This is a genomic window from Jejubacter calystegiae, from assembly GCF_005671395.1.
Lineage (GTDB): Bacteria > Pseudomonadota > Gammaproteobacteria > Enterobacterales > Enterobacteriaceae > Jejubacter > Jejubacter calystegiae.
Window position 1 is genome coordinate 822,912 of the sequence record NZ_CP040428.1, and the last position, 20,944, is coordinate 843,855.

Here is a 20,944-nt window from a genome sequence, read left to right on the forward strand (position 1 = left end):
ATTATTCTGGTTTATGGCGTAGATAAACAATAAACGTGGTACTACATTCAGGAGCGTTTTAGGTTATTAAACCAATTTATCCGGACCATTCCGGATATTTATTCCTTTTATTTTTCCAGTTTCATTTTTATAAACCATGCCAGGTTAATAATATAAACAAATTCACTGGCAATTTCGGTGGCGATGAGACGCTAAAAAACGACGCAGGAAGGCCACTTGCGCCACCAGGGGATTGGGGTACACTTTCCCCTCCTCATTCCTGATGTTATGAATCCTTATGAAGCTGACCATTGTTCGCCTCACGGCACTCTCCCCCCAGGATAAAATCGATCTGGAAAAAATCTGGCCAGAATACGCGCCTGCCGACCTGACGCTGGATGAAAGCCACCGTCTTTACGCGGCCCGATTCAATGAACGCCTGCTTGGCGCGCTGCGGGTTACCTGCAACGGAACACATGGCGAACTGGATTCCCTGCGAGTGCGGGAACTGACCCGACGCCGTGGGGTGGGTAAATATCTGCTGGAAGAAGCCATGCGCGATAACCCGCAGGTCAGCGACTGGCGGATGTCAGCCCAGGGTGTGGAGGATAATGCGGTGATGACGGCGTTTATGCTGGCCATGGGATTCCAGGCTGAAGCCGACGGCTGGCGCCGGTGAATGACCGGCGCCATACACGGCGCCAGTCGATCGTCTGTTACTTCGCGTCGCTGGCCGTGCCATCGGCATGCCAGGTAAAGACCCCGAACTCAAAACCTTTGAGATCGCCCTTCTCGTCCCAGGTCAGCGGCCCCATCACGGTTTTCGCGCCTTTGGCCTTCAGGTCTTTTGACAGATCCTCCGGCTCTTCACTGCCGGTACGCTCCAGCGCCTGAGCCAGCGACTGTACCGCTGCATAGGTAGTCCAGACGAAGGCGCCACTCGGGTCGCGTTTCTTCGCGCGAATCGCATCCACAACCGGTTTGTTTTCCGGCATCTGGTCATAGTTCTTGGGCTTGGTCACCAGCATCCCTTCCGCCGCTTCTCCTGCAATGTTAGACAGCGATACGTTGGCGACCCCTTCCGGCCCCATAAACTGCGTTTTCAGACCTGCGGCCCGGGCCTGGCGCAGCATCTGCCCCATTTCAGGGTGGTAGCCACCGTAGTAAACAAAGTCGATATTCTCTTTTTTCAGACGCGCGACCAGGGTGGAGAAGTCCTTATCGCCTGCGGTAATACCGTCGAAGAAGACCACATCAGTGCCGCCTTTCTTCAGCCCGTCGCGCACCGCGCGCGCCAGCCCCTCGCCGTACTGCTGCTTATCGTGAATCACCGCAATGCGCTGGGGTTTAACCTTTTCCAGAATATAACGCGCTGCGGTGGGACCCTGATCGGAGTCCAGACCAGTGGTGCGCAGAATCAACTGATAACCGCGAGCGGTCAGTTCCGGCGCGGTAGCCGCCGGGGTAATCATCAGGATCCCTTCATCTTCATAGATATCGGAAGCGGGCTGGGTAGAAGAAGAGCAGAGGTGACCAATCACATAGCGCACGCCGTCATTCACCACTTTGTTCGCCACCGCCACGGCCTGCTTCGGGTCACAGGCGTCGTCATATTTCACCGCCACCAGCTTATCCCCTTTAATGCCCCCTTTCGCGTTAATATCGGCAATCGCCTGCTCCGCGCCGGTAAACTGCTGGTCGCCATACTGCGCCACCGGGCCAGACATTGCGCCGACGACCGCCACTTTAATATCCTTCGCCAGCAGCGAATGGCTAAACGCTAACGCAATACATCCCGTAAGTAACGCCTTACCCTTGATATTCATCCTGATGTTCCCCTTATTGTTGTGTTTTAAATTGTGTTTGCATTTATAACCAGAAGATTATTTTTTACCGTTCCGCTTTGATTTGGAAATAATTAACGGACTCCGCTAGAACATACTCTATTTCTTGCGGTCGGGAATAATAATTTTACTGGATGAAGCCTGAGAGAGTGACCGGGGCAAAAAAAATCCCGCCAGGGATGAAGTCCGGGCGGGAAAAAGGGCCCACGCGGGAATTACCAGCCCGCAGGCAGATAACCCAGCGCGGAAGCCACGGCGTAAACGGCACTGGCAAGATAGAGCAGCACAATAAGGGCCTGAATCGCCGGATGCGTGATCGGGGAGCGGCACTGCCAGGTCGGGGTGATATCCCCATTCTGGCGGGCACCTTTCAGGATCAGAATCGGCATGATCGAGAGGATCACTCCGCTAAACGCCCCGGCAAAGTAGAGTGCGTTCACAAACGAAACCATGCCGCTGTAGGCCAGAATAAACGGCGGGATCGCCACAATCAGCAGCACCAGAAAACGTCGCCCCATTTGGGTATCTTCGCCTAACCGGAATTTATCGAAGATATTGGTCAGAAAGCTGCCACCCAGCCCCCAGTAGGAGGTCAGCATGGCGCACAGGGCGAAAATATTGGCCGAAAAGAAGGCCCATTCCCCAAGCGCCCGCCCCCAGGAGATGGTGGCGACATCGGTAATCTCATCCAGACCATTCAGTACGATAACCGAAAGCGGCACCAGCGCCAGTAGCGTAAAGGTAATGCCCATACCGGTCATGATGGCCCGCGGTAGCTGTTCCGGTTTATCGGCGAAGCCGCGCGCCATTTCCGGCACGATATACTGCGCCGCGAAACAGAAAGCCACCACGTTAAACACCGGCACCATGTAGCGCCAGTCGCCATCCAGCAGATAGCGCATCTGGGTGGTTTCTTTCAACAGGGTGGCTACCACCAGCACGGAGATCATCACCACCATTCCGACACTGATAAATTTCTCGCCGCGGCCAATAGCCTTCAGGCCCAGCCACAGCACTCCGGCGGCGGGAATAAAGAATAAAAGACTGCCCAGCGCCGGGGAGATCCCCAACAATGATTGCAGAAGCTTTCCGCTGCCGGTCATATAGGCGGTTAACGCCCCTACGCTATTAACGCAGACCGACAGGAACATCAGCCAGGCGCCGGGTTTGCCGACATAGCGCTCTGACAGGCCGCTGAGCTGCAGATGTTTACGGGTACGCAGCGTGGCTTCCGCCACATACAGCATGGTGATGGTGGTTAATCCTCCCACCAGCGCCAGCCAGAACAGCAGCGGAAAGAATCCCGCTTTGCTGGAGGCATAGGCGATAGACAGTACGCCAGCACCGATATTGGTACCGACGATCATCGCCACGCCTTCCAGAAAACTGAGCGATTTGGCGGGGACGGTTACCCGCTCTCGGGCGGTATAAGCCCCGGACAACGTGGTGTTCTCGGACATAAGTCTTCCTTCGGGTACCGGCAGCCTGCGCCGCCGGAACAGGTGGATTTCATGATGATTAACGGCTTACATCGATGCACAGATACTTAAGTTCCAGATACTCTTCGATGCCGTAGCGGGAGCCTTCACGACCCAGCCCGGACTGTTTTACGCCGCCAAACGGCGCCACTTCGTTAGAGATAAGCCCGGTATTCACGCCGACCATGCCGTATTCCAAAGCTTCCCCCACCCGCCACTGACGAGCGGCATTAGCGGTAAACAGGTAAGCGGCCAGACCAAATTCGGTATCGTTAGCCATTGATACCACTTCGGTTTCATCGCGAAAGCGGAAGACAGGCGCCACCGGTCCGAAGGTCTCTTCACGGGCGAAGCGCATTTCCTGAGTGACGCCAGTGACCAGCGTCGGCTGGAAGAAGGTGCCACCCAGCGCGTGCGGCTGACCGCCAGCGACCAGCGTGGCGCCCTTATCCAGGGCATCACGGATATGGATCTGTACCTTTTCCACCGCCTGGGTATCGATAAGCGGCCCCTGGCTGGTTTCAGCCCGGGAACCATCGCCAACCTGCAAGTCGGCAACGGCGGCAGCCAGTTTTTCGACCAGCGCATCGTGAATGCCATCCTGAACGTAGATGCGGTTGGCGCAGACGCAGGTCTGGCCGCTGTTACGAAACTTCGACGCCATAATCCCTGCTACGGCGGCATCCAGATCCGCATCGTCAAAGACGATGACCGGCGCGTTTCCGCCCAGCTCCAGCGACAGTTTTTTGATGGTCGGCGCGCACTGGGCCATCAGCAACCGCCCCACTTCCGTGGAGCCGGTAAAGCTCAGCTTGCGTACCACCGGGCTGTCACACAGGGTTTTACCCACCTGCGCCGCGTCGCCGGTGATCACCTGCAGCACCCCTGCCGGAATCCCCGCTTCCACCGCCAGTTGGCCTAACGCCAGGGCAGTCAGCGGCGTCTGTTCGGCGGGTTTGACTATCATGACGCAGCCCGCGGCCAGCGCTGGTGCCGCCTTGCGGGTGATCATGGCAGCCGGGAAGTTCCACGGCGTGATGGCCGCGCAAACCCCAACCGGCTGCTTCACCACCACCAGACGCTGATTAGCCTGCGGCGACTGCAATACCGAGCCGTCCACCCGCAGCGCTTCAGCCGCGAACCAGCTAATAAACGACGCCGCATAGGCCACTTCGCCACGGGCTTCAGCCAGTGGCTTGCCCTGTTCGGCAGTGATAAGCCGGGCCAGATCCTCCTGGGCCGCCATCATCTTCTCTGCCCAGGCGTTGAGCAGTGCCCCACGAGCTTTGGCGGTGAGCTGTTTCCACGCCTGCCAGGCCTGATTAGCGCTTTCTATTGCCTGTAAGGTTTCCGCCTCGCTAAACTGCGGCACGCTGGCAAGGGTTTCGCCGGTCGCCGGATTCATCACCGGCTCCCGGGCGCCGCTCATGGCATCACACCATTCGCCATTGACCAGGCACTGCTGACGTAATAAATCGGGTTGATTCAGTTTGAGCATCGCTGGGGCCTCCTTAGATCCGGGACAGAATGCGGGACAGAATGTCGAGAGCGCGGCTGAACTGCGCATCCGGAATAGTCAGCGGATAGAGGAAGCGGATCACGTTGCCGTAAATCCCACAGCTCAGCAGCAGCAGCCCTTCTTCCCTGGCCTGTTTCAGCACCTGCTGGACCAGGGCAGGAGAAGGCTCGCCGCTTTTAGGATCGTTAAGCTCCACGGCGACCATCGACCCCAGAGCCCGGATATCTGCAATGGCCGGACAGTGCTGACGCGCCTGGGTGAGCGTTTCCACCAGATGACTGCCCAGTTCATCAGCGCGCTGGCACAGCTTCTCTTCGGCAATCACATCCAGTACCGCATGGGCCGCGGCTACCGCCAGCGGGTTACCGGCGTAAGTGCCACCCAGACCGCCTGGTGCCGGGGCGTCCATAATCTCTGCGCGCCCAGCCACAGCGGAAAGCGGCATGCCGCCTGCCAGGCTTTTCGCCATGGTGATCAGATCCGGTTTAACGTCGTGGTGCTCCATCGCAAACAGACGACCGGTACGGGCAAAGCCAGTCTGGACTTCATCCGCCACCAGCAGGATGCCGTGCTGGTCGCACAGCGCTCGCAGGGCTTTGGTGAACGCCGGCGGCGCCACGTTAAAGCCCCCTTCACCCTGAACCGGCTCCAGGATGATGGCGGCCACCTGATCCGCCGCGATATCGGTTTTAAACAGGCGATGCAGGCTGGCCATGGCATCGTCAACCGAAACGCCGTGGGCGGCATTAGGGTACTGAGCGTGGAACACCGAGCCCGGGAAAGGGCCAAAACCGATTTTGTAAGGAGCCACTTTGCCGGTCAGCGCCATGGTCATAAAGGTACGACCGTGGAAACCGCCGCCGAAGGTGATTAGCCCCGGGCGACCGGTAGCGGCGCGGGCGATTTTCACCGCGTTTTCCACCGCTTCCGCTCCGGTAGTGAAGAACGCGGTCTTACAGGGACCTTCAACAGGCGCGCAGGCGTTGATGCGCTCCGCCAGCGACACATAGCTTTCATAAGGAACAATCTGGTAAGCGGTATGGGTAAAGGCCTGGAGCTGCTGTTCTACAGCCGCCGTGATTCGCGGGTGGCGATGCCCGGTATTCAGCACCGCAATCCCCGCCGCGAAGTCGATCACCTCATTGCCTTCCACATCCCACAGCGTGGCGTTTTCCGCCTTCTGCGCATAAAAATCACACATTACCCCCACGCCACGCGGCGTGGCGCTAAGACGGCGCTGGTTCAGTTCTGAATTGTTCATCCCGATCTCCTCCCGGTCATAAGTTACTTTTATGCAACAAATTTGAAACAGTCACCTTTATTTACCCGGGGATTGGCCCTACAATCGAGTGCCAGTCTGGAATATTTAATGGATCCAATTGTGCAAACTCTGGTCGGCGATCTTCTGTGGGTCAGGCTCAATGAGGAGCCGGATAAGCGGCTACAGCGACGGCTTTATAACGCGATTCGCCGCACAATTCTTGACGGTAGCCTGCTGCCCGGCAGCCGGATGCCCGGTTCGCGGGATCTGGCGCAGCAGCTTGGGCTATCAAGAAACACTGTTTTAACCGTTTATGAACAACTTCTGGCGGAAGGTTATATTGTCGCCAGGCGGGGAAGTGGTACTTTTGTCGCGGATACCGCACCGGATAGCTTTTTATCCTGCCAGAGCGAGCAGGACGACGGGGGAGAAGGCGCCACGCCATCGGGCCTTTCCCGACGCGGGGAGCAGTTGCTCAACCGGGCCAGCGCCAGCCCACGTCAGTGGGGAGCCTTTATTCCCGGCGTGCCGGACGTTAGCGCCTTTCCCCACCGCCTGTTCAGTAAAATTCAGGCGCGACTCGGCCGCCGCCCGCCACCGGAACGATTAACCTATAGTGGCCAGGGCGGCACTCCCGAACTCAGAAACGCGCTGGTGGATTACCTGCGGGTCGCCCGCTCGGTGCGCTGTCATGCCGATCAGATTCTGATTACCGAAGGGACACATCAGGCCATCGATCTGGTGGCCCGTATGCTGTGCGACGCCGGGGATCACGCCTGGATCGAGGAGCCCTCCTACTGGGGGATTCGCAACGTGCTGAAGATAAACGAAATCAATATGCATCCAATACCGGTGGATCATCACGGCATGATCGCGCCGGAACAGGTGAATAAACCACCGCGTCTGATCTTCGTCACCCCCTCCCATCAGTATCCGCTGGGCGCCGTGATGAGCCTGGAGCGGCGCCGTCATCTGCTGGCGCTGGCGCGCCATACCGGCGCCTGGATTGTGGAAGATGACTACGACAGCGAATTCCGCTTTTCCGGGCAGCCGATTCCGGCATTGCAGGGGCTGGTGGCCGATGCACCGGTTATCTATATGGGCACCTTTAGCAAGACGCTCTACCCGGGGCTGCGCATCGGTTATGTGGTGCTGCCACGCCCGCTGGCAGAGCGTATGAAAACGGCCCACGCCGAACTGTATCGCAGCGGTCATTCGATAATCCAGGCAGCGCTGGCGGAATTTATTCAGGCCGGGCACTACACCGCCCATATTCGCCGGATGCGGTTGCTCTACGGCAGACGCCGGGCGTTCGTCCGCGCTCTGATTGAACATGAGCTCGGCCCCGATGCCGTGAGCGATTTCAGCGATAACGCCGGACTGCATATGATCCTTAATCTGCCGTCGGGCAGCGATGATGTCGCCATCGCTCAACTGGCCAACCAGCGCAATATTCTGGTACGTCCACTGTCGCGCTATTATCTGACCGACAGACGGCGCAGCGGCCTGATTATGGGGTTTGCCAGCCAGCCGGAAGAGCAGATGGCAGCGGCGTTTCAGACCCTGTTGACCTGTATTCGCGAGGCATAAAAATCAGCCAGGAGCCACCATGCGCGGAAATGAATTCGCTGAACTGCAGGCATTTGTCTGTATCACCGAGCAGGGGAGTTTCGTCCGTGCGGCGGAAAGGCTACAGGTTTCCCCCTCGGCACTGAGCCAGACCATCAAAGGGCTGGAAGCGCGGCTTGGCGTGCGCCTGTTTCATCGCACCACCCGACGGGTCGGAATGACGCAAGCGGGTGAAAGGCTGTTGAAACGACTCAAACCCGCCTTCGCCGAGATTGAATCCGCCATTACCGATACCACAGAACTGGGAGAGCAGCCACGCGGTAAGCTGCGGCTTCACACCTTCCGCGTTGGCTATCAACTCTATCTCGAACCGTTACTGGCGGCGTTCGCCGAAACCTGTCCCGAAATTGAACTGGATCTGACGCTGGATGACCACCCGGTGGATATGATCGAATCCGGATTCGATGGCGCTATTCGCCTTGGCGAACTGCTCGAACAGGACATGGTGGCAATCCCGCTGGGACCGATGTTGCGCCATTGCGTAGTGGCTTCGCCCGACTATGTGGCGAGGTACGGCAAACCCCGCACTCCTTCTGAACTGCATCAACACCGCTGCATCAACTGGCGCTGGCCAGGGCAGATACACCCTTATCAGTGGGAGTTTCAGCGCGATAGTGGCTGGTTCCGGGTGGCGGTTAACGGCCCTTTGATCGTCAACGATCTCCGGGCGATGCTCGACGCTGCCGTCAACGGCGTTGGCATCGCCTTTAGCGTTGAAGCCTGGGCGACGCCGCTAATCCGCGAGGGGCGTCTGGTCACCATGCTCGAACCCTGGTGCGCGCCGTTCGACGGCTTTTATTTCTGCTATCCGCGCCAGAGGCACCACCTGGCCGCCATGCGGGCATTCATCGACTTCCTGAAGCAACATGTCAGGTAAAACGCCTGATTATATACATCTGACTTCATAATCTATGAAGTTTCCCGCCGATTATTCTTGCTGACTTAATCCATAGACTGCTCTTCGTGAACAGGGCGCATGCCCGATCGCCATCAACAGAAGGAATGACCATGAACGATATATCCAACAAAGTCGTCCTGATAACGGGAGCCAGTAGCGGTATTGGCGCAGCTACGGCACGCCATCTTGCCGGTTCAGGGGCCAGATTAATGCTGGGCGCGCGGCGCGGCGACCGCCTGGAACAACTGGTAAGCGAGATTCGCGAAGCGGGCGGCGAAGCCGACTTTCGCGAACTGGACGTTACCGACATCGAATCGATGCAGGCCTTTGTCGCCGCGGCGCGGGAAAGCTATGGCTGTATCGACGTGATAATCAACAATGCCGGTGTGATGCCACTATCGAAGCTGGAGGCACTCAAGCTCGACGAGTGGAACAGGATGATCGACGTTAACATCCGCGGCGTGCTCCACGGTATCGCAGCGGCACTTCCCCTCATGCAAAGCCAGGGCTCAGGGCAGGTCATCAACCTGTCGTCGATCGGCGGCCATAGCGTAGTACCGACGGCTGCGGTCTATTCCGCCACCAAGTTTGCCGTTATGGCTATTTCCGAAGGTTTGCGTCAGGAGGTCGGCGGCAATATTCGCGTTAGCGTTATCAGTCCGGGAGTGACCGAATCCGAACTGGCGGATACCATCACCGATGCCTCCGCCCGTGAGGCCATGAAGTCGTTCCGTGCCGGTGCGATGCCGGCAGAAGCTATCGCCCGCGCCATCGCCTTTGCCATTGCGCAACCGCCCGATGTCGATGTCAGCGAAATCATCGTGCGGCCAACGGCAAGCCCGTACTGATTTCTCCTGCCAATAAAAAACCCCGGCGTCCGGAGACGTCGGGGTTTGTTAGCTGCGAGCGCTTTATCAGGCTTCGATCGCGGCTCGCAGCTTTTTCATCGCGTTCTTTTCAAGCTGACGCACACGTTCGGCGGAAACGCCGTAGCAGTCGGCCAGTTCCTGCAGCGTGCTCTTGTTGTCTTCATCGAGCCAGCGGGCGCGAATAATATGCTGGCTACGCTCGTCCAGACCCTGCATCGCGTCAGAGAGCTTATCCGCGGCGTGCTCTTCCCAGTTATCATCCTCAATGCCATCGGCAAAGTTCGAGGTTTTGTCCTGCAAAAAGAGCACCGGCGCCATCGGCTGGCCGTCGTGGGAATCATCGTCGGACGGCATATCGAACGTCATGTCCTGGGCCGCCATTCGCGACTCCATTTCACGCACGTCCTTACTGCTGACGCCCAGTTCCCTGGCCACCATCTCGACTTCGTCCTGATTAAACCAGCCAAGACGCTGCTTGGTTTTACGCAGGTTGAAGAACAGCTTGCGCTGGGCTTTGGTGGTCGCCACTTTAACGATACGCCAGTTGCGCAGCACATACTCGTGGATCTCCGCCTTGATCCAGTGAACGGCGAAAGAGACCAGACGCACCCCGACCTCCGGGTTAAAGCGGCGCACCGCTTTCATCAGGCCGATATTCCCTTCCTGGATCAGGTCCGCCTGCGGCAGGCCATAGCCGGCATAGTTACGAGCGATATGAACAACAAAGCGCAGGTGGGACAGGATCAGCTTCTTAGCTGCTTCCAGATCGCCCTGGTAATGCAGCCTTTCAGCAAGCGCCCGCTCTTCCTCAGCCGACAACATCGGCCAGGCATTGGCGGCCCGGATATAAGACTCCAGGTTACCCACCGGGGCTAAAGCTAAATTTTGCATCTCGTTGGTCATTCAAATCCTCACAATTCTTTTTTACTCCGCGTCGTCCCCATCAGGCAACGCCGCTCCGGAGCGACATTTGCTGTTGCGAGCATACGCGCTTCAGTAACATCAGACAGTGATTTTATCCACAAGTTCAATGTCGAATTGTGAATAAGAATATCAAAAAAATGTGACGATGCTATGAAAGCGCAGGCAGGGAGTAGAAAGAGTCAACATACTGCTCATTCCCTGCTGACGGGATCTCGCAAGCAGGGAATGAGTATACCAGAGATTTATCAGTCAGGGGTAAAGTGACGTAAATGTTGCACAGTGGCAAGCCAGGCTGCCACCCAACCAATCATCGAGGAGACCAGTAGCAGCAGCAGACACTCGTCGAATGACAGGCCGCTGAGTTCGAACTTAGTACCAAACACCCGGGCCACTTCGCTAACGGCAGACGAAAGCCGCAGCACCAGCACCTCTGACAGAATCAACGACAGAAAAGCGCCGCTAAAGCCCAGCAGCGCCCCGCCGTACAGGAAGGGACGCAGAATAAAGCCGTCGGTGGCGCCAATCAGCTTCTGCACGTTGATCGTGTCGCGGCGGGCGAAGATGCTCAACCGCACGCTGTTGCCGATAACCAGGAACACTGCGGCGACCATCAGCACGCCGATCATTGCCGCCACGCGGCCCACCAGTCCGGTCAGCGCCGCCAGCCGGGCAAACCAGCTGTCGTCCATACGCACTTCATCAATTCCCTGAACCCGGGAAATTCTGTCACGTAGCGTATTCAGCGAATCGGTCCCCTGGAAGTCTACCTTCGGCTCCACCACCGCCACGGCCGGTAGCGGGTTTTCTTCCAGCATATCCAGCGCGCCGCCAAAGCCGGACCAGTTACGGAATTCCCCCAGGGCTTCGTCTCTGGAGAGGTAGTTCACCTTCTCTACCCCCTCTTCGCTCTGAATCTGCGCCACCACCTGCTGGGCTGCGCTATCATCCAGCGTCTTATCCATATAAACGGTGATTTGCGGAGAGGGATAATACTGGGTCGCCGCATGGTTCACGTTTTTGTACACCATGTAGCAGACGCTCGGCAGCGTCAGGGAGATGGCAATCACCATCACTGTCAGAAAGGTGGCGAAGGGTTTATCCCGCAGATCCTGCAGGGCTCCCTGCCAGGCATAGCGAAACTGTTCGTTAACGCCGCCCTTCACGCCCTTGCGCCTTGGCTGGGAGGAACGATTACCGCCGCTACTGACCCGCTGTTTCGCCAGGCGGCCCAGTTCGCCCAGTCGACCGGAGGATTTCCCGCCGCGCGGGTTCCGGCTGTTAAATTGCTTGATCCTGGATACCAGCTTGCGTCTATTCACCGGCGGCGCCTCCGTGCAGATGTCCTTCGCTCAGGTTCAGCACCCGATACGGGCACCGTGAAATCAGCGCAAGGTCGTGGGTCGCCATCAGCACCGTGACCCCTACGCGGTTAAACTCCTCGAACAGGCGCAGAATGCCTTCCGACAGGGCGCCGTCCAGGTTACCGGTCGGTTCATCCGCCAGCAACACGGCGGGCTTATTCACCACGGCGCGGGCGATGCCCACCCGCTGTTGTTCACCACCGGAAAGCTGAATAGGAAAACTTTTCGCTTTGTCGAGCAGCCCGACCTTGTCCAGCGCCGCGCTGACGCGGCGGCGAATATCTTCACCGCTGGCACCCGCAATAATCAGCGGGATCGCCACGTTGTCATATACGGTACGGTCCATTAACAGGTGGTGGTCCTGGAAAATCATGCCGATCTGACGTCGCAGGAAGGGAACCTCACGCGCTTTCAGGCGGCTGATATCATGGCCGCCAAACCAGATCTGGCCAGCGCTGGGACGTTCAATGCCGCAAATCAGCTTTAACAGGGTGCTTTTCCCGGCCCCTGAGTGGCCGGTCAGAAACGCCATCTCGCCCTGTCGCAGATGGAAAGAGACGCCCTGCAGCGCTTTCCTCCCGCCGCGATAGGCCTTGCTGACTTGTTCAAAGCGAATCATAGTCAATCCTCTCGGGCAAACAGTGCCTCAATAAAATCGTCCGCGTTGAAGGGACGTAAATCTTCAATCCGCTCACCGACGCCGATGTAGCGAATCGGAATACCAAACTGGTCCGCCACAGAGAAGATGACTCCCCCTTTCGCGGTCCCATCCAGTTTGGTCAGGGTGATGCCAGTCAGGCCCACTGCTTCATGGAACAGTTTCGCCTGGCTAACGGCGTTCTGGCCGGTGCTGGCATCAATGGTGAGCATAACCTCATGGGGCGCCTCTTCGTCCAGCTTTTTCATCACCCGCACGATCTTCTTAAGCTCTTCCATCAGGTGCGCCTTGTTCTGCAAACGCCCTGCGGTATCGGCGATCAGTACGTCGACATCCCGCGCTTTGGCGGCCTGAATGGCGTCGAAAATCACCGAGGCGGAGTCGGCACCGGTATGCTGCGCCACCACAGGAATATCGTTACGCTGGCCCCAGACCTGGAGCTGTTCCACCGCGGCGGCGCGGAAGGTATCCCCCGCAGCCAGCATCACCGACTTACCCTGCTGCTGAAACTGACGCGCCAGCTTGCCGATGGTGGTGGTCTTACCCACGCCGTTAACGCCAACCATCAGGATCACGAACGGGGTTTTACCTTCTACGTTCAGCGGTTCGTCCACCTTCGCCAGGATACCGCTCATCTCATCTTTCAGCAGGCCGTAGAGCGCTTCGGCGTCGCGCAGCTGCTTACGGGAAGCCCCTTCGGTCAGGTTAGCGATGATCTTACGCGTGGTTTCTACGCCAACGTCCGCCACCAGCAGCTGTTCTTCCAGCTCCTCAAACAGTTCGTCGTCAATCTTCTTACCGCGGAACAGGCTGATAAAGCCGGAGCCCAGATTCTGTTTGGTTTTCACCAGGCTGCGTTTCAGACGCGCGAAGAAGCCCTCTTTGGTCGGCTTTTCCTGTTCTGCCTGAGCGGCAGGCTGCGGCGCTTCTGCTTCTGCTTCTGCTTCTGCTTCTGCTTCTGCTTCTGCTTCTGCTTCTGCACGATCCTCGTCAGGCGCAGCGGATTGCGCAACCGCCTCTTGCTGTTCCTGCTCCGGCGCGGCATCCGCAACGGGCGCCTGCGCGTCGGCTTCATCTTCCGCCAACTGGCCTGACGCACTGTCGCGCAGTTCGGCGCGGGCGATATCCAGCTCTTCGTCTACGATACGCGACTGCTCATCCTGCCAGACGTCGCGACCAGCCGATTCAGGTTCCGGCTCCGGCGCCTTATCTTCAACAACCGGCGCTTCCGGCTGTGTTTCGCTTAACGGTTCACGGGGTTGTTCTTGCTCTTCCGGCGGCTGCGGATGCGGTTTCTCGCTTTCCGTCAGTTGCTCATTGATCTCCACCACCGAGTGGGCAAATTTTTCAGACTCTTCCTCAGAGTGAGGAGCCTGTTCTACAGGGGTTGCCGACTCTGACGACTCGACGGAGGCAGGCGCCTCTTCGCGCGGTGGCTGCTCTGTGCCGTCAGTGGCCTCTTCCTGGGGTTGCTGTTCGGCTTCCGGCTCCTTTGCCAGGTCCTTCTGGCCGAATCCCAGCCAGGAAAAAAGGCCCCTTTTTTTCTCTTTTGCCATTGGCGACCATGCTCCTCGCTGTTGATTCATGGCGCAGCCCCGTCTTCTGCGCGGACGGGAGCCTGATTATGAAATAAATTGAATGCGTTAGTTTAACACTTTCCCGGGCTGGCAGCACTCCAGGTGATTAAGGTTTCCCCCGCCTTCCGGGCCCGCTAAAATAGCCGGTCAGAATCGCATTTTAGTGAGAGTTATGAAAAGACCCCATAGCGCAGGCGGCGGCCAGATCCGAATTATCGGCGGTCAGTGGCGTAGCCGAAAACTCCCGGTGCCGGACAGCCCCGGACTGCGCCCCACCACCGACCGGGTGCGGGAAACGCTGTTTAACTGGCTGGCTCCCTGGGTAACCCGGGCGCGCTGCCTCGATTGCTTCGCAGGTAGCGGCGCTCTGGGGCTGGAGGCGCTCTCCCGCTACGCCGCCAGCGCGACGCTGCTGGAAAAGGATCGCATCGTGGCCCAGCAGTTGCGTAAGAACCTGGAGACGCTTAAGGCTCCCCAGGGCGAGGTAGTCAACACCGATACCCTGAGCTTTCTTGCCCGCCCGGGCACACCCTTTGATCTCGTGTTTGTCGATCCGCCATTTCGAAAAGGGCTGCTAAACGAGACCCTTCACCTGCTGGAGCACAACGGCTGGCTGGCCGACGAAGCGCTGATCTATGTGGAAAGCGAAGTCGAAAACGGCCCCCCGAACGTGCCGCACACCTGGTCACTACACCGGGAAAAGGTCGCAGGCCAGGTGGCCTGGCGCCTCTATCATCGCGAAGTAACTACTGGAGAATAAAAAATGTTAATTAATCTGGGGCGCCTGCTCATGCTCGGGGTGTGGGGCTTTATGCTGCTCAACCTGGTGCAGCCCTTTCCTCGTCCGCTCAATATCTTCGTTAATGTGGCGATGGTTTTCACCATCCTGATGCACGGCCTGCAGCTGACCCTGCTGAAGGCCTCTCAGGCTGCCGATAAAAATGGTAAAGCCGACCAGCCGCTGGGCGCCGCCCAGCAGATCCGAATCTTCCTGTTTGGGGTGTTCGAACTACTGGCCTGGCAGAAGAAACAGCAGCAGAAACGTTAACGGGTAGAAAAACCTTCAAACCGCGTGCCGCGATACTGTAGCGTGCCTGCCTGTCCGGGCGTTAGCTGCTGGTACTGCGTGGCACTTACCCGAAAGCGCAACGCTTCGCCTCCTTGCTGGGGGAGAAAGCTGACTTCATAACGTAAGGTATCCTCCGGCGGCGTCACCTGACGCTGCCGCGATCGTCGTTCGCTCGCGGGCGTCTGACTCTTTTCTTCCACCACCGCCTGGCGCGTTTGCAGCGGCGCCGCATCATTCAGCGCATTCTGACGTCGCTGGTGCATATAGCGAAATGAGGCGAGCACCACAATTAGTGCAATGATAATTATGAAGAAAAGCGGCATTTTATTCATTTGACTGTCTCTGCTTTGCCGGTAGATTTAAGAATAGCCTGCACAAAGTGCTCTTGTCATTCCCGCTCCGGCGCACCAGACTGGAGACAGGACCGTACGCCGCGAGCGTGCCTAATCATAACGGATTCAGAGGCTTAATATGCTGTGGTCATTTATCGCTGTCTTCTTTTCCGGCTGGCTGTATGTGGATGCCACCTACCGCGGGCCCGCCTGGCAACGTTGGGTATTTAAACCCATTACCCTGTTACTGCTGCTGATGCTGGCCTGGCAGGCGCCGATGTTCAGCGCTATCGGCTATCTGGTGGTGGCGGGGCTGCTGGCCAGTATGGTGGGGGATGCGCTAACGATGCTGCCCGGCCAGCGCATGCTCTACGCCATTGGCGCCTTCTTCCTTTCCCATCTGCTCTATACCATCTGGTTCGCCAGCAGTATGGCGCTTAACTTTTTCTGGCCGATTCCGCTGGCGCTGCTCATCATCGGCGCTCTGCTTATCGCCGCCATCTGGACCCGGCTGGAAACCTTCCGCTGGCCGGTCTGCACCTTTATCGGTATGACGCTGGTGATGGTGTGGCTGGCGGCGGAGCAGTGGTTCCTGCGCCCCACCGCCACCGCGCTTTCGGGATTTATCGGCGCCGCTCTGCTGCTGCTCGGCAATATTATCTGGCTGATTAGCCACTATCGCCGCAGCTTCCGCGCCGCCAATGCGGTAGGGGCCGCCTGCTACTTCGCCGGTCACTTTATGATCGTGCGCGCACTTTATCTGTAACCCGTGCGGGCGACCCGGGTCGCCCGCTACATCATCCCCAGCAGTTTCGGCAGCCAGAGCGAGATAGCCGGTATCCAGGTAATCAACGCCAGTACCACCAGCAGCACGCCGTAAAACGGCAGCATATTGCGCACCACGGTTTCAATATTCTGCTTACTGACCGCGCTGGCGACGAACAGCACCGACCCCACTGGCGGCGTAATCAGGCCAATCCCCAGATTGACCATCATAATCATGCCGAAATGTACCGGATCGATACCCAGCGCGTTGGTGACCGGCAGCAACACCGGCGTCAGAATCAGGATAATCGGCGCCATATCCATCAGGGTGCCAATCAACAGCAGCAGGATGTTGATATACATCAGGATGACGTATTTGTTATCCGACAGCGAAGTGAAGAATTCAGTGATCCGCGTCGGGAGTTGCATCCAGGTCATCACCGCGCCGAACCCGGCAGCAAAGCCAATCAGGATCATCACGATGGTCACCGTCTTCACCGTGCGGAACATCAGCTTCGGTAATTCGTTCCAGCGGTAGTCGCGATAGATAAACATGGTGACGAAAAAGGCCCACAGACAGGCTACCGCCGCCGATTCGGTCGCGGTGAAGATGCCGGAAAGTATACCGCCCAGGATAATGACCACCGTCATCAGCCCCCACAGGGCATCCATACTGATCTTCAGCGCCGCTTTCAGAGTGACAGGTTCCCCTTTCGGGTAGCCGCGACGCCGGGCGAACAGCATACACATCAGCATCAGCGAACCACCGAGTAGTAGCCCCGGCAACACCCCGGCGATAAACAGCGCGGCGACCGAAACCGTTCCCCCCGCCGCCAGCGAGTAAATCACCGAGTTATGGCTGGGCGGAATCAGGATCGCCTGCACCGAGCCGCTGGCGGTCACCGCCGCGGCGTAGGCCCGCGGATAGCCTTTCTTTTCCATTTCCGGAATCATCACGCTACCCACCGAGGCGGTGTCCGCCACCGACGAGCCGGAAATAGCGCCAAAAAAGGTGGAGGCCATAATATTTACCAGCGACAAACCACCGCGGATAAAGCCGACGAACAGATAGGCGAAGTTCACCAGACGTTGGGCGATACCGCCCTCCGCCATAATGGCTCCCGCCAGAATAAAAAAGGGTATCGCCAGCAGGGTAAACTTATTCACCCCGCTGGTTATCTGAATCATCAGCGCTTCCAGCGGCAGGCCAATCCACAGTGCGCCCACTACCGCGCTCAGTCCCACCGCGAAAGCGACGGGCATGCCCACGGCCAGCAGCGCCGCCAGAGTCAGTAATAACACCAGTGCGTCCATCCGTTACCTCCGTCTATTCCGGGTTGCCAAGCATCACCAGCGGTCGCTGGGCCTGAGAGCCAAACAGCAGTCGCTCGATAACGAACAGAATCAGAATGGCCGAACCCACCGGCAGCGGCAGGTAGGTTTGTCCGGCGGTGAGTAGCGGGAACTCCGCCACCGGCTGGTGCCACAGTCCCTGGCACAAAAAGAAGCTGTACCACAGCATCAGCGCCGAAATCACCAGCATCAGCAGATCCACCAGCCGCGCCAGCAAGCGCTGACAGCCTTCCGGCACCCTGTCGGTCAACATTTTGACGGCAATATGCCCGCCCGCGCGGTAGCTGACCGCAGCGCCAATAAAGGTAAAAGTCACCATACAGAGGATAGCTACCGGCTCCGGCCATGGAATGCCGCGGTTCAGAACGTAGCGGAAGAAGATTCCCACCGGAATCACCACGGTCATCACCAGCAATGCCATGCCGGAAACCACCATAGCGGCCAGGTACAGGCGATCCATCCACGTGATATAGAGACGGGCCATAGGTCCTCCCTAAGGGCCGGGCTAATACCCGGCCACAGGTTAGTGAACGTCAGCGATCGCCTTCATCAGCTCCGGATACGCCTTGCCATATTTCTCGCGTACCGGCGCCGTCGCCTCAATAAACGGGGTTTTGTCTATCTTGTGGAACTGCACGCCGCCGGCCTTCATTTTCTCCAGCGCCTGCTGGTTGTAGGCCTGCCACAGCTTGCGCTGTTCGAACTGCGCTTCATGAGCCAGTTTCATGATGAGTTGCTGTTGGTCGGCGCTCAGTTTGTCCCATTTCACCCGGGAATAGAGCAGCATTTCCGGCACGATCATATGCTCGCTCAGGGTATAGTGCTTCGCCACCGGCATATAGTTGTGGGCGACATAGGTAGGAGGATTGTTTTCGGCCCCGTCAACCACACCGGTTTGCAAGCCGCTGAATACCTCACTCACCCCCATCGCCACCGCGTTAGCGCCCATCGCCTTTAAAGAATCAATCGCGACCGGGCTGCCCTGCACCCGGATCTTCATCCCTTTAAGATCCTCCGCTTTAAGCACTGGCTTCTTGGTTATCAGGTTACGGGTGCCAGGATCCATCCAGCCCAGAAATACCAGCCGTGAGTTAGGATCCTGGGTCAGCATGGTCCCCAGTTTCTTACCGACCGGGCCATCAATCACTTTGTGCATATGATCTTCGTCGCGAAACACATAGGGCAGCGTAAAGACTTCTGTTGCGGGCAGAATGGAAGAAACCGGCGCCATAGAGACGCGAATCATATCAATAGCGCCTACCTGAGCCTGTTCGATGAGTTGTTTTTCATCGCCCAGAACGCCATTGGGAAAGGTTTTAATTTCCAGCTCTCCGTTGGTCGCTTTTTCCAGCTTTTCGCCCATTTGTTGGACGGCAACCACGTTGGGATAGCCTTCGGGATGGACATCCGCCGCTTTAATCACTTGCGCCGCAGCAACGGGCGCAAACAGCAGTGACGCGGTGCTCAAACAGAAACCGGCTAACGCCGGCAGTATGCTTTTATGGGTCATCGTGTCAGCTCCGGCAGGTCTTTTTTTGGTTAAAATTTTGTTACATGGCCGTTTAAAACTAGACCAGCGGAGACAAAGCGGGAGTGAAGCGCTTCACAAAAGCGCCAATTTTTAAAACAGGGGTTTAAATTGGATGTGACCGGGGTTCAGGACAGCAGCCTGGCTGTCCGTGAACTCAGTGGCTTTTGCGCAGCAGATAGCGGTAAGGCAGGGCTTCCGTCTGCTGGGCCAGCAGCTCATGTTCCATAAAGCGGCAAAAGCCGGGGATATCCCGGGTGGTAGCCGGATCGTCGGCGATAATCAACAGTGTTTCACCGGTCTGCATAGTGCGTACCGTTTTACGCACCATCATTACCGGCTCCGGGCAGCGCAGTCCCTGGGCGTCCAGGGTATGGTTCGCGCAATCGAAAGGATCGGACATACTCTTCTCATCAGCTTCTGAAAATCGCATTAGTTTACGCCTGGTAATTCTTCGTGCAAGCGAGGTGAACGATTGCGTGAAAATCATCCATTGCAATAGCCTGCCAAAGCAGTATGATGCGGCGTTTTCAGCGCGCCAGGCCTTGTAACCCTGTCGCAACTGGGTTCCCTCACCCCATTTATCAAAAAGGTCGTTGATATGATCGCATTAACGCTGCGCCAGCATCGTCGGGCGCTAATTGGGCTTTCGCTATTTCATTTGCTGGTGATTATCTCCAGTAACTATCTGGTTCAGCTCCCCGTCAACATTCTGGGTTTCCACACCACCTGGGGCGCCTTCAGCTTCCCGTTTATCTTTCTGGCGACCGATCTGACGGTGCGCATCTTCGGCGCGCCGCTGGCGCGACGCATTATCTTCGCGGTGATGATTCCGGCGCTGCTGCTCTCCTGGATTATCTCGTCGCTGTTCTATATGGGAAGCTGGCAGGGACTGGCGGCGCTCGGCGGGCTGAACATCTTTGTACTGCGTATCGCCTGCGCCAGCTTTATGGCCTATGTGCTGGGACAGATTCTGGATGTACACGTCTTTAACCGGCTGCGCCAGAGCCGCCGCTGGTGGCTGGCGCCGACCGCCTCAACCTTCTTCGGTAATTTCAGCGATACCCTGGCGTTCTTCTTTATCGCGTTCTGGCGCAGTCCCGACCCCTTTATGGCCCAGAACTGGGTGGAGATCGCAACGGTCGATTACTGCTTTAAAGTACTTATCAGTATTATCTTCTTCCTGCCAGCCTACGGCGTGTTGTTGAATATGTTGCTGAAACGGCTGGCAAAGGGGCACTCCCCTTCCGCGCTACAGCCGCTCTGACAGCTCGCATCTTGTGTTAAGATGCAAGGAGAGGCACAACCCTGGTGCTAAATAACCTGTAAGGAAGAATCAATGCGCAACCTGGTAAAATATGTCGGTATCGGCCTGCTGGTGTTTGGGTTGGCGGCCTGCGATAACAGTGACAGCCAAACGCCTGCCCAGGGCGGCGATGAAGCACAAAGCAGCGAAAACGGCCAGTCTGTCTCGCTGCTGGACGGCAAACTGACCTTCTCACTGCCAGCGGATATGTCCGATCAGAGCGGTAAGGTCGGTACCCAGAGCAACAACATGCATGTCTATTCCGATCCGACCGGCCAGAAAGCCGTGATCGTCATTGTGGGCGATACCACCAACGAATCGCTGGAAGTTCTGGCGAAGCGTCTGGAAGAGCAGCAGCGTAACCGCGATCCGCAGCTCCAGGTGGTTTCCAACAAATCACTGGAAGTAAACGGCCAGACCCTGCAACAGTTGGACAGCATTGTCTCCGCCCGTGGTCAGAGCGCCTGGTCCACCGTCCTGCTGGGCAAAGTGGATAACAAATTGCTGACCATGCAGGTCACCCTGCCTGCCGACGATCAGCAGAAAGCCCAGAGCGACGCCAACAACATCGTTAAGACCCTCAAGATTCAGTAA

At 57.6% G+C, this 20,944-nt stretch carries 22 protein-coding genes; 9 read left to right on the forward strand and 13 right to left on the reverse strand.

Annotated features, from left to right (window positions below):
* Positions 1–277: 277 nt before the first annotated feature.
* A complete protein-coding gene (panM, locus tag FEM41_RS03920; protein ID WP_138094641.1) occupies positions 278–658 on the forward strand; it encodes an aspartate 1-decarboxylase autocleavage activator PanM in 381 nt (126 codons plus the stop codon).
* Positions 659–695: 37 nt separating this feature from the next.
* Here panM and FEM41_RS03925 read toward each other — a convergent pair whose 3' ends face one another.
* The 4 genes from FEM41_RS03925 to FEM41_RS03940 form a co-directional block, all read right to left on the reverse strand.
* On the reverse strand, positions 696–1,805 hold the full coding sequence (locus FEM41_RS03925) for a branched-chain amino acid ABC transporter substrate-binding protein (protein ID WP_138094643.1): 1,110 nt from the start codon (positions 1,803–1,805) through the stop codon (positions 696–698).
* Positions 1,806–2,038: 233 nt separating this feature from the next.
* The gene (locus FEM41_RS03930; protein ID WP_138094645.1) at positions 2,039–3,283 is read right to left on the reverse strand and encodes an aromatic amino acid transport family protein; all 1,245 of its coding nucleotides are present in this window, start codon (positions 3,281–3,283) and stop codon (positions 2,039–2,041) included.
* A gap of 58 nt (positions 3,284–3,341) precedes the next feature.
* Positions 3,342–4,799, reverse strand: coding sequence for an NAD-dependent succinate-semialdehyde dehydrogenase (locus FEM41_RS03935; RefSeq protein WP_138094647.1), 1,458 nt, complete (start codon positions 4,797–4,799; stop codon positions 3,342–3,344).
* A 13-nt stretch (positions 4,800–4,812) separates the two neighbouring features.
* A complete protein-coding gene (locus tag FEM41_RS03940; RefSeq protein WP_138094649.1) occupies positions 4,813–6,081 on the reverse strand; it encodes a 4-aminobutyrate--2-oxoglutarate transaminase in 1,269 nt (422 codons plus the stop codon).
* Between the two features lie 120 nt (positions 6,082–6,201).
* Between FEM41_RS03940 and pdxR the strand changes: the two genes are divergently transcribed.
* The 3 genes from pdxR to FEM41_RS03955 all read left to right on the forward strand — a co-directional run bounded on the left by pdxR (position 6,202) and on the right by FEM41_RS03955 (position 9,456).
* Positions 6,202–7,671: a MocR-like pyridoxine biosynthesis transcription factor PdxR gene (pdxR, locus tag FEM41_RS03945; protein WP_138099101.1), complete on the forward strand. Its 1,470-nt coding sequence runs from the start codon at positions 6,202–6,204 to the stop codon at positions 7,669–7,671.
* Positions 7,672–7,690: 19 nt separating this feature from the next.
* On the forward strand, positions 7,691–8,587 hold the full coding sequence (locus FEM41_RS03950; RefSeq protein ID WP_138094651.1) for a LysR family transcriptional regulator: 897 nt from the start codon (positions 7,691–7,693) through the stop codon (positions 8,585–8,587).
* 125 nt (positions 8,588–8,712) lie between these two features.
* The gene (locus tag FEM41_RS03955; protein WP_206665545.1) at positions 8,713–9,456 is read left to right on the forward strand and encodes an SDR family oxidoreductase; all 744 of its coding nucleotides are present in this window, start codon (positions 8,713–8,715) and stop codon (positions 9,454–9,456) included.
* A gap of 66 nt (positions 9,457–9,522) precedes the next feature.
* Here the strand turns inward: FEM41_RS03955 and rpoH are convergent, their stop codons facing one another.
* The 4 genes from rpoH to ftsY all read right to left on the reverse strand — a co-directional run bounded on the left by rpoH (position 9,523) and on the right by ftsY (position 13,976).
* Positions 9,523–10,380 (reverse strand): RNA polymerase sigma factor RpoH, encoded by an 858-nt coding sequence (gene rpoH / locus FEM41_RS03960; protein WP_138094655.1) that lies wholly within the window; start codon positions 10,378–10,380, stop codon positions 9,523–9,525.
* Positions 10,381–10,646: 266 nt separating this feature from the next.
* Complete coding sequence (gene ftsX, locus FEM41_RS03965; RefSeq protein WP_138094657.1) at positions 10,647–11,720, reverse strand: permease-like cell division protein FtsX; 1,074 nt, start codon at positions 11,718–11,720, stop codon at positions 10,647–10,649.
* Positions 11,713–12,381: a cell division ATP-binding protein FtsE gene (gene ftsE / locus FEM41_RS03970; protein ID WP_138094659.1), complete on the reverse strand. Its 669-nt coding sequence runs from the start codon at positions 12,379–12,381 to the stop codon at positions 11,713–11,715. Before ftsE ends, ftsX begins: the two co-directional genes overlap by 8 nt.
* Before the next feature lie 2 nt (positions 12,382–12,383).
* Positions 12,384–13,976 (reverse strand): signal recognition particle-docking protein FtsY, encoded by a 1,593-nt coding sequence (ftsY, locus tag FEM41_RS03975; protein ID WP_138099102.1) that lies wholly within the window; start codon positions 13,974–13,976, stop codon positions 12,384–12,386.
* 193 nt (positions 13,977–14,169) lie between these two features.
* Between ftsY and rsmD the strand changes: the two genes are divergently transcribed.
* The gene (gene rsmD / locus FEM41_RS03980; RefSeq protein WP_138094661.1) at positions 14,170–14,757 is read left to right on the forward strand and encodes a 16S rRNA (guanine(966)-N(2))-methyltransferase; all 588 of its coding nucleotides are present in this window, start codon (positions 14,170–14,172) and stop codon (positions 14,755–14,757) included.
* Between the two features lie 3 nt (positions 14,758–14,760).
* Complete coding sequence (locus FEM41_RS03985; RefSeq protein ID WP_138094663.1) at positions 14,761–15,045, forward strand: DUF1145 family protein; 285 nt, start codon at positions 14,761–14,763, stop codon at positions 15,043–15,045.
* Here the strand turns inward: FEM41_RS03985 and FEM41_RS03990 are convergent.
* Positions 15,042–15,398 (reverse strand): DUF2500 domain-containing protein, encoded by a 357-nt coding sequence (locus FEM41_RS03990; protein ID WP_138094665.1) that lies wholly within the window; start codon positions 15,396–15,398, stop codon positions 15,042–15,044. The two genes, FEM41_RS03985 and FEM41_RS03990, sit on opposite strands and share 4 nt — an antisense overlap.
* Positions 15,399–15,537: 139 nt before the next feature.
* Here FEM41_RS03990 and FEM41_RS03995 point away from each other — a divergent pair, with 139 nt between their 5' ends.
* Complete coding sequence (locus FEM41_RS03995) at positions 15,538–16,164, forward strand: lysoplasmalogenase (protein WP_138094667.1); 627 nt, start codon at positions 15,538–15,540, stop codon at positions 16,162–16,164.
* Between the two features lie 26 nt (positions 16,165–16,190).
* Here the strand turns inward: FEM41_RS03995 and FEM41_RS04000 are convergent, their stop codons facing one another.
* From FEM41_RS04000 to tusA, 4 genes are all read right to left on the reverse strand, one after another.
* Complete coding sequence (locus FEM41_RS04000) at positions 16,191–17,477, reverse strand: TRAP transporter large permease (RefSeq protein ID WP_138094669.1); 1,287 nt, start codon at positions 17,475–17,477, stop codon at positions 16,191–16,193.
* Positions 17,478–17,490: 13 nt separating this feature from the next.
* Positions 17,491–18,000: a TRAP transporter small permease gene (locus FEM41_RS04005; RefSeq protein ID WP_138094671.1), complete on the reverse strand. Its 510-nt coding sequence runs from the start codon at positions 17,998–18,000 to the stop codon at positions 17,491–17,493.
* A 39-nt stretch (positions 18,001–18,039) separates the two neighbouring features.
* Positions 18,040–19,026 carry a TRAP transporter substrate-binding protein gene (locus tag FEM41_RS04010; RefSeq protein ID WP_138094673.1) on the reverse strand — a complete coding sequence of 329 codons (987 nt, stop codon included), beginning with the start codon at positions 19,024–19,026 and terminating at the stop codon, positions 18,040–18,042.
* Between the two features lie 175 nt (positions 19,027–19,201).
* Positions 19,202–19,447, reverse strand: coding sequence for a sulfurtransferase TusA (gene tusA / locus FEM41_RS04015; RefSeq protein WP_138099103.1), 246 nt, complete (start codon positions 19,445–19,447; stop codon positions 19,202–19,204).
* Positions 19,448–19,645: 198 nt separating this feature from the next.
* Between tusA and FEM41_RS04020 the strand changes: the two genes are divergently transcribed.
* Positions 19,646–20,311 (forward strand): 7-cyano-7-deazaguanine/7-aminomethyl-7-deazaguanine transporter, encoded by a 666-nt coding sequence (locus FEM41_RS04020; RefSeq protein WP_138094676.1) that lies wholly within the window; start codon positions 19,646–19,648, stop codon positions 20,309–20,311.
* Positions 20,312–20,383: 72 nt separating this feature from the next.
* The gene (locus FEM41_RS04025) at positions 20,384–20,944 is read left to right on the forward strand and encodes a DcrB family lipoprotein (protein ID WP_138094678.1); all 561 of its coding nucleotides are present in this window, start codon (positions 20,384–20,386) and stop codon (positions 20,942–20,944) included.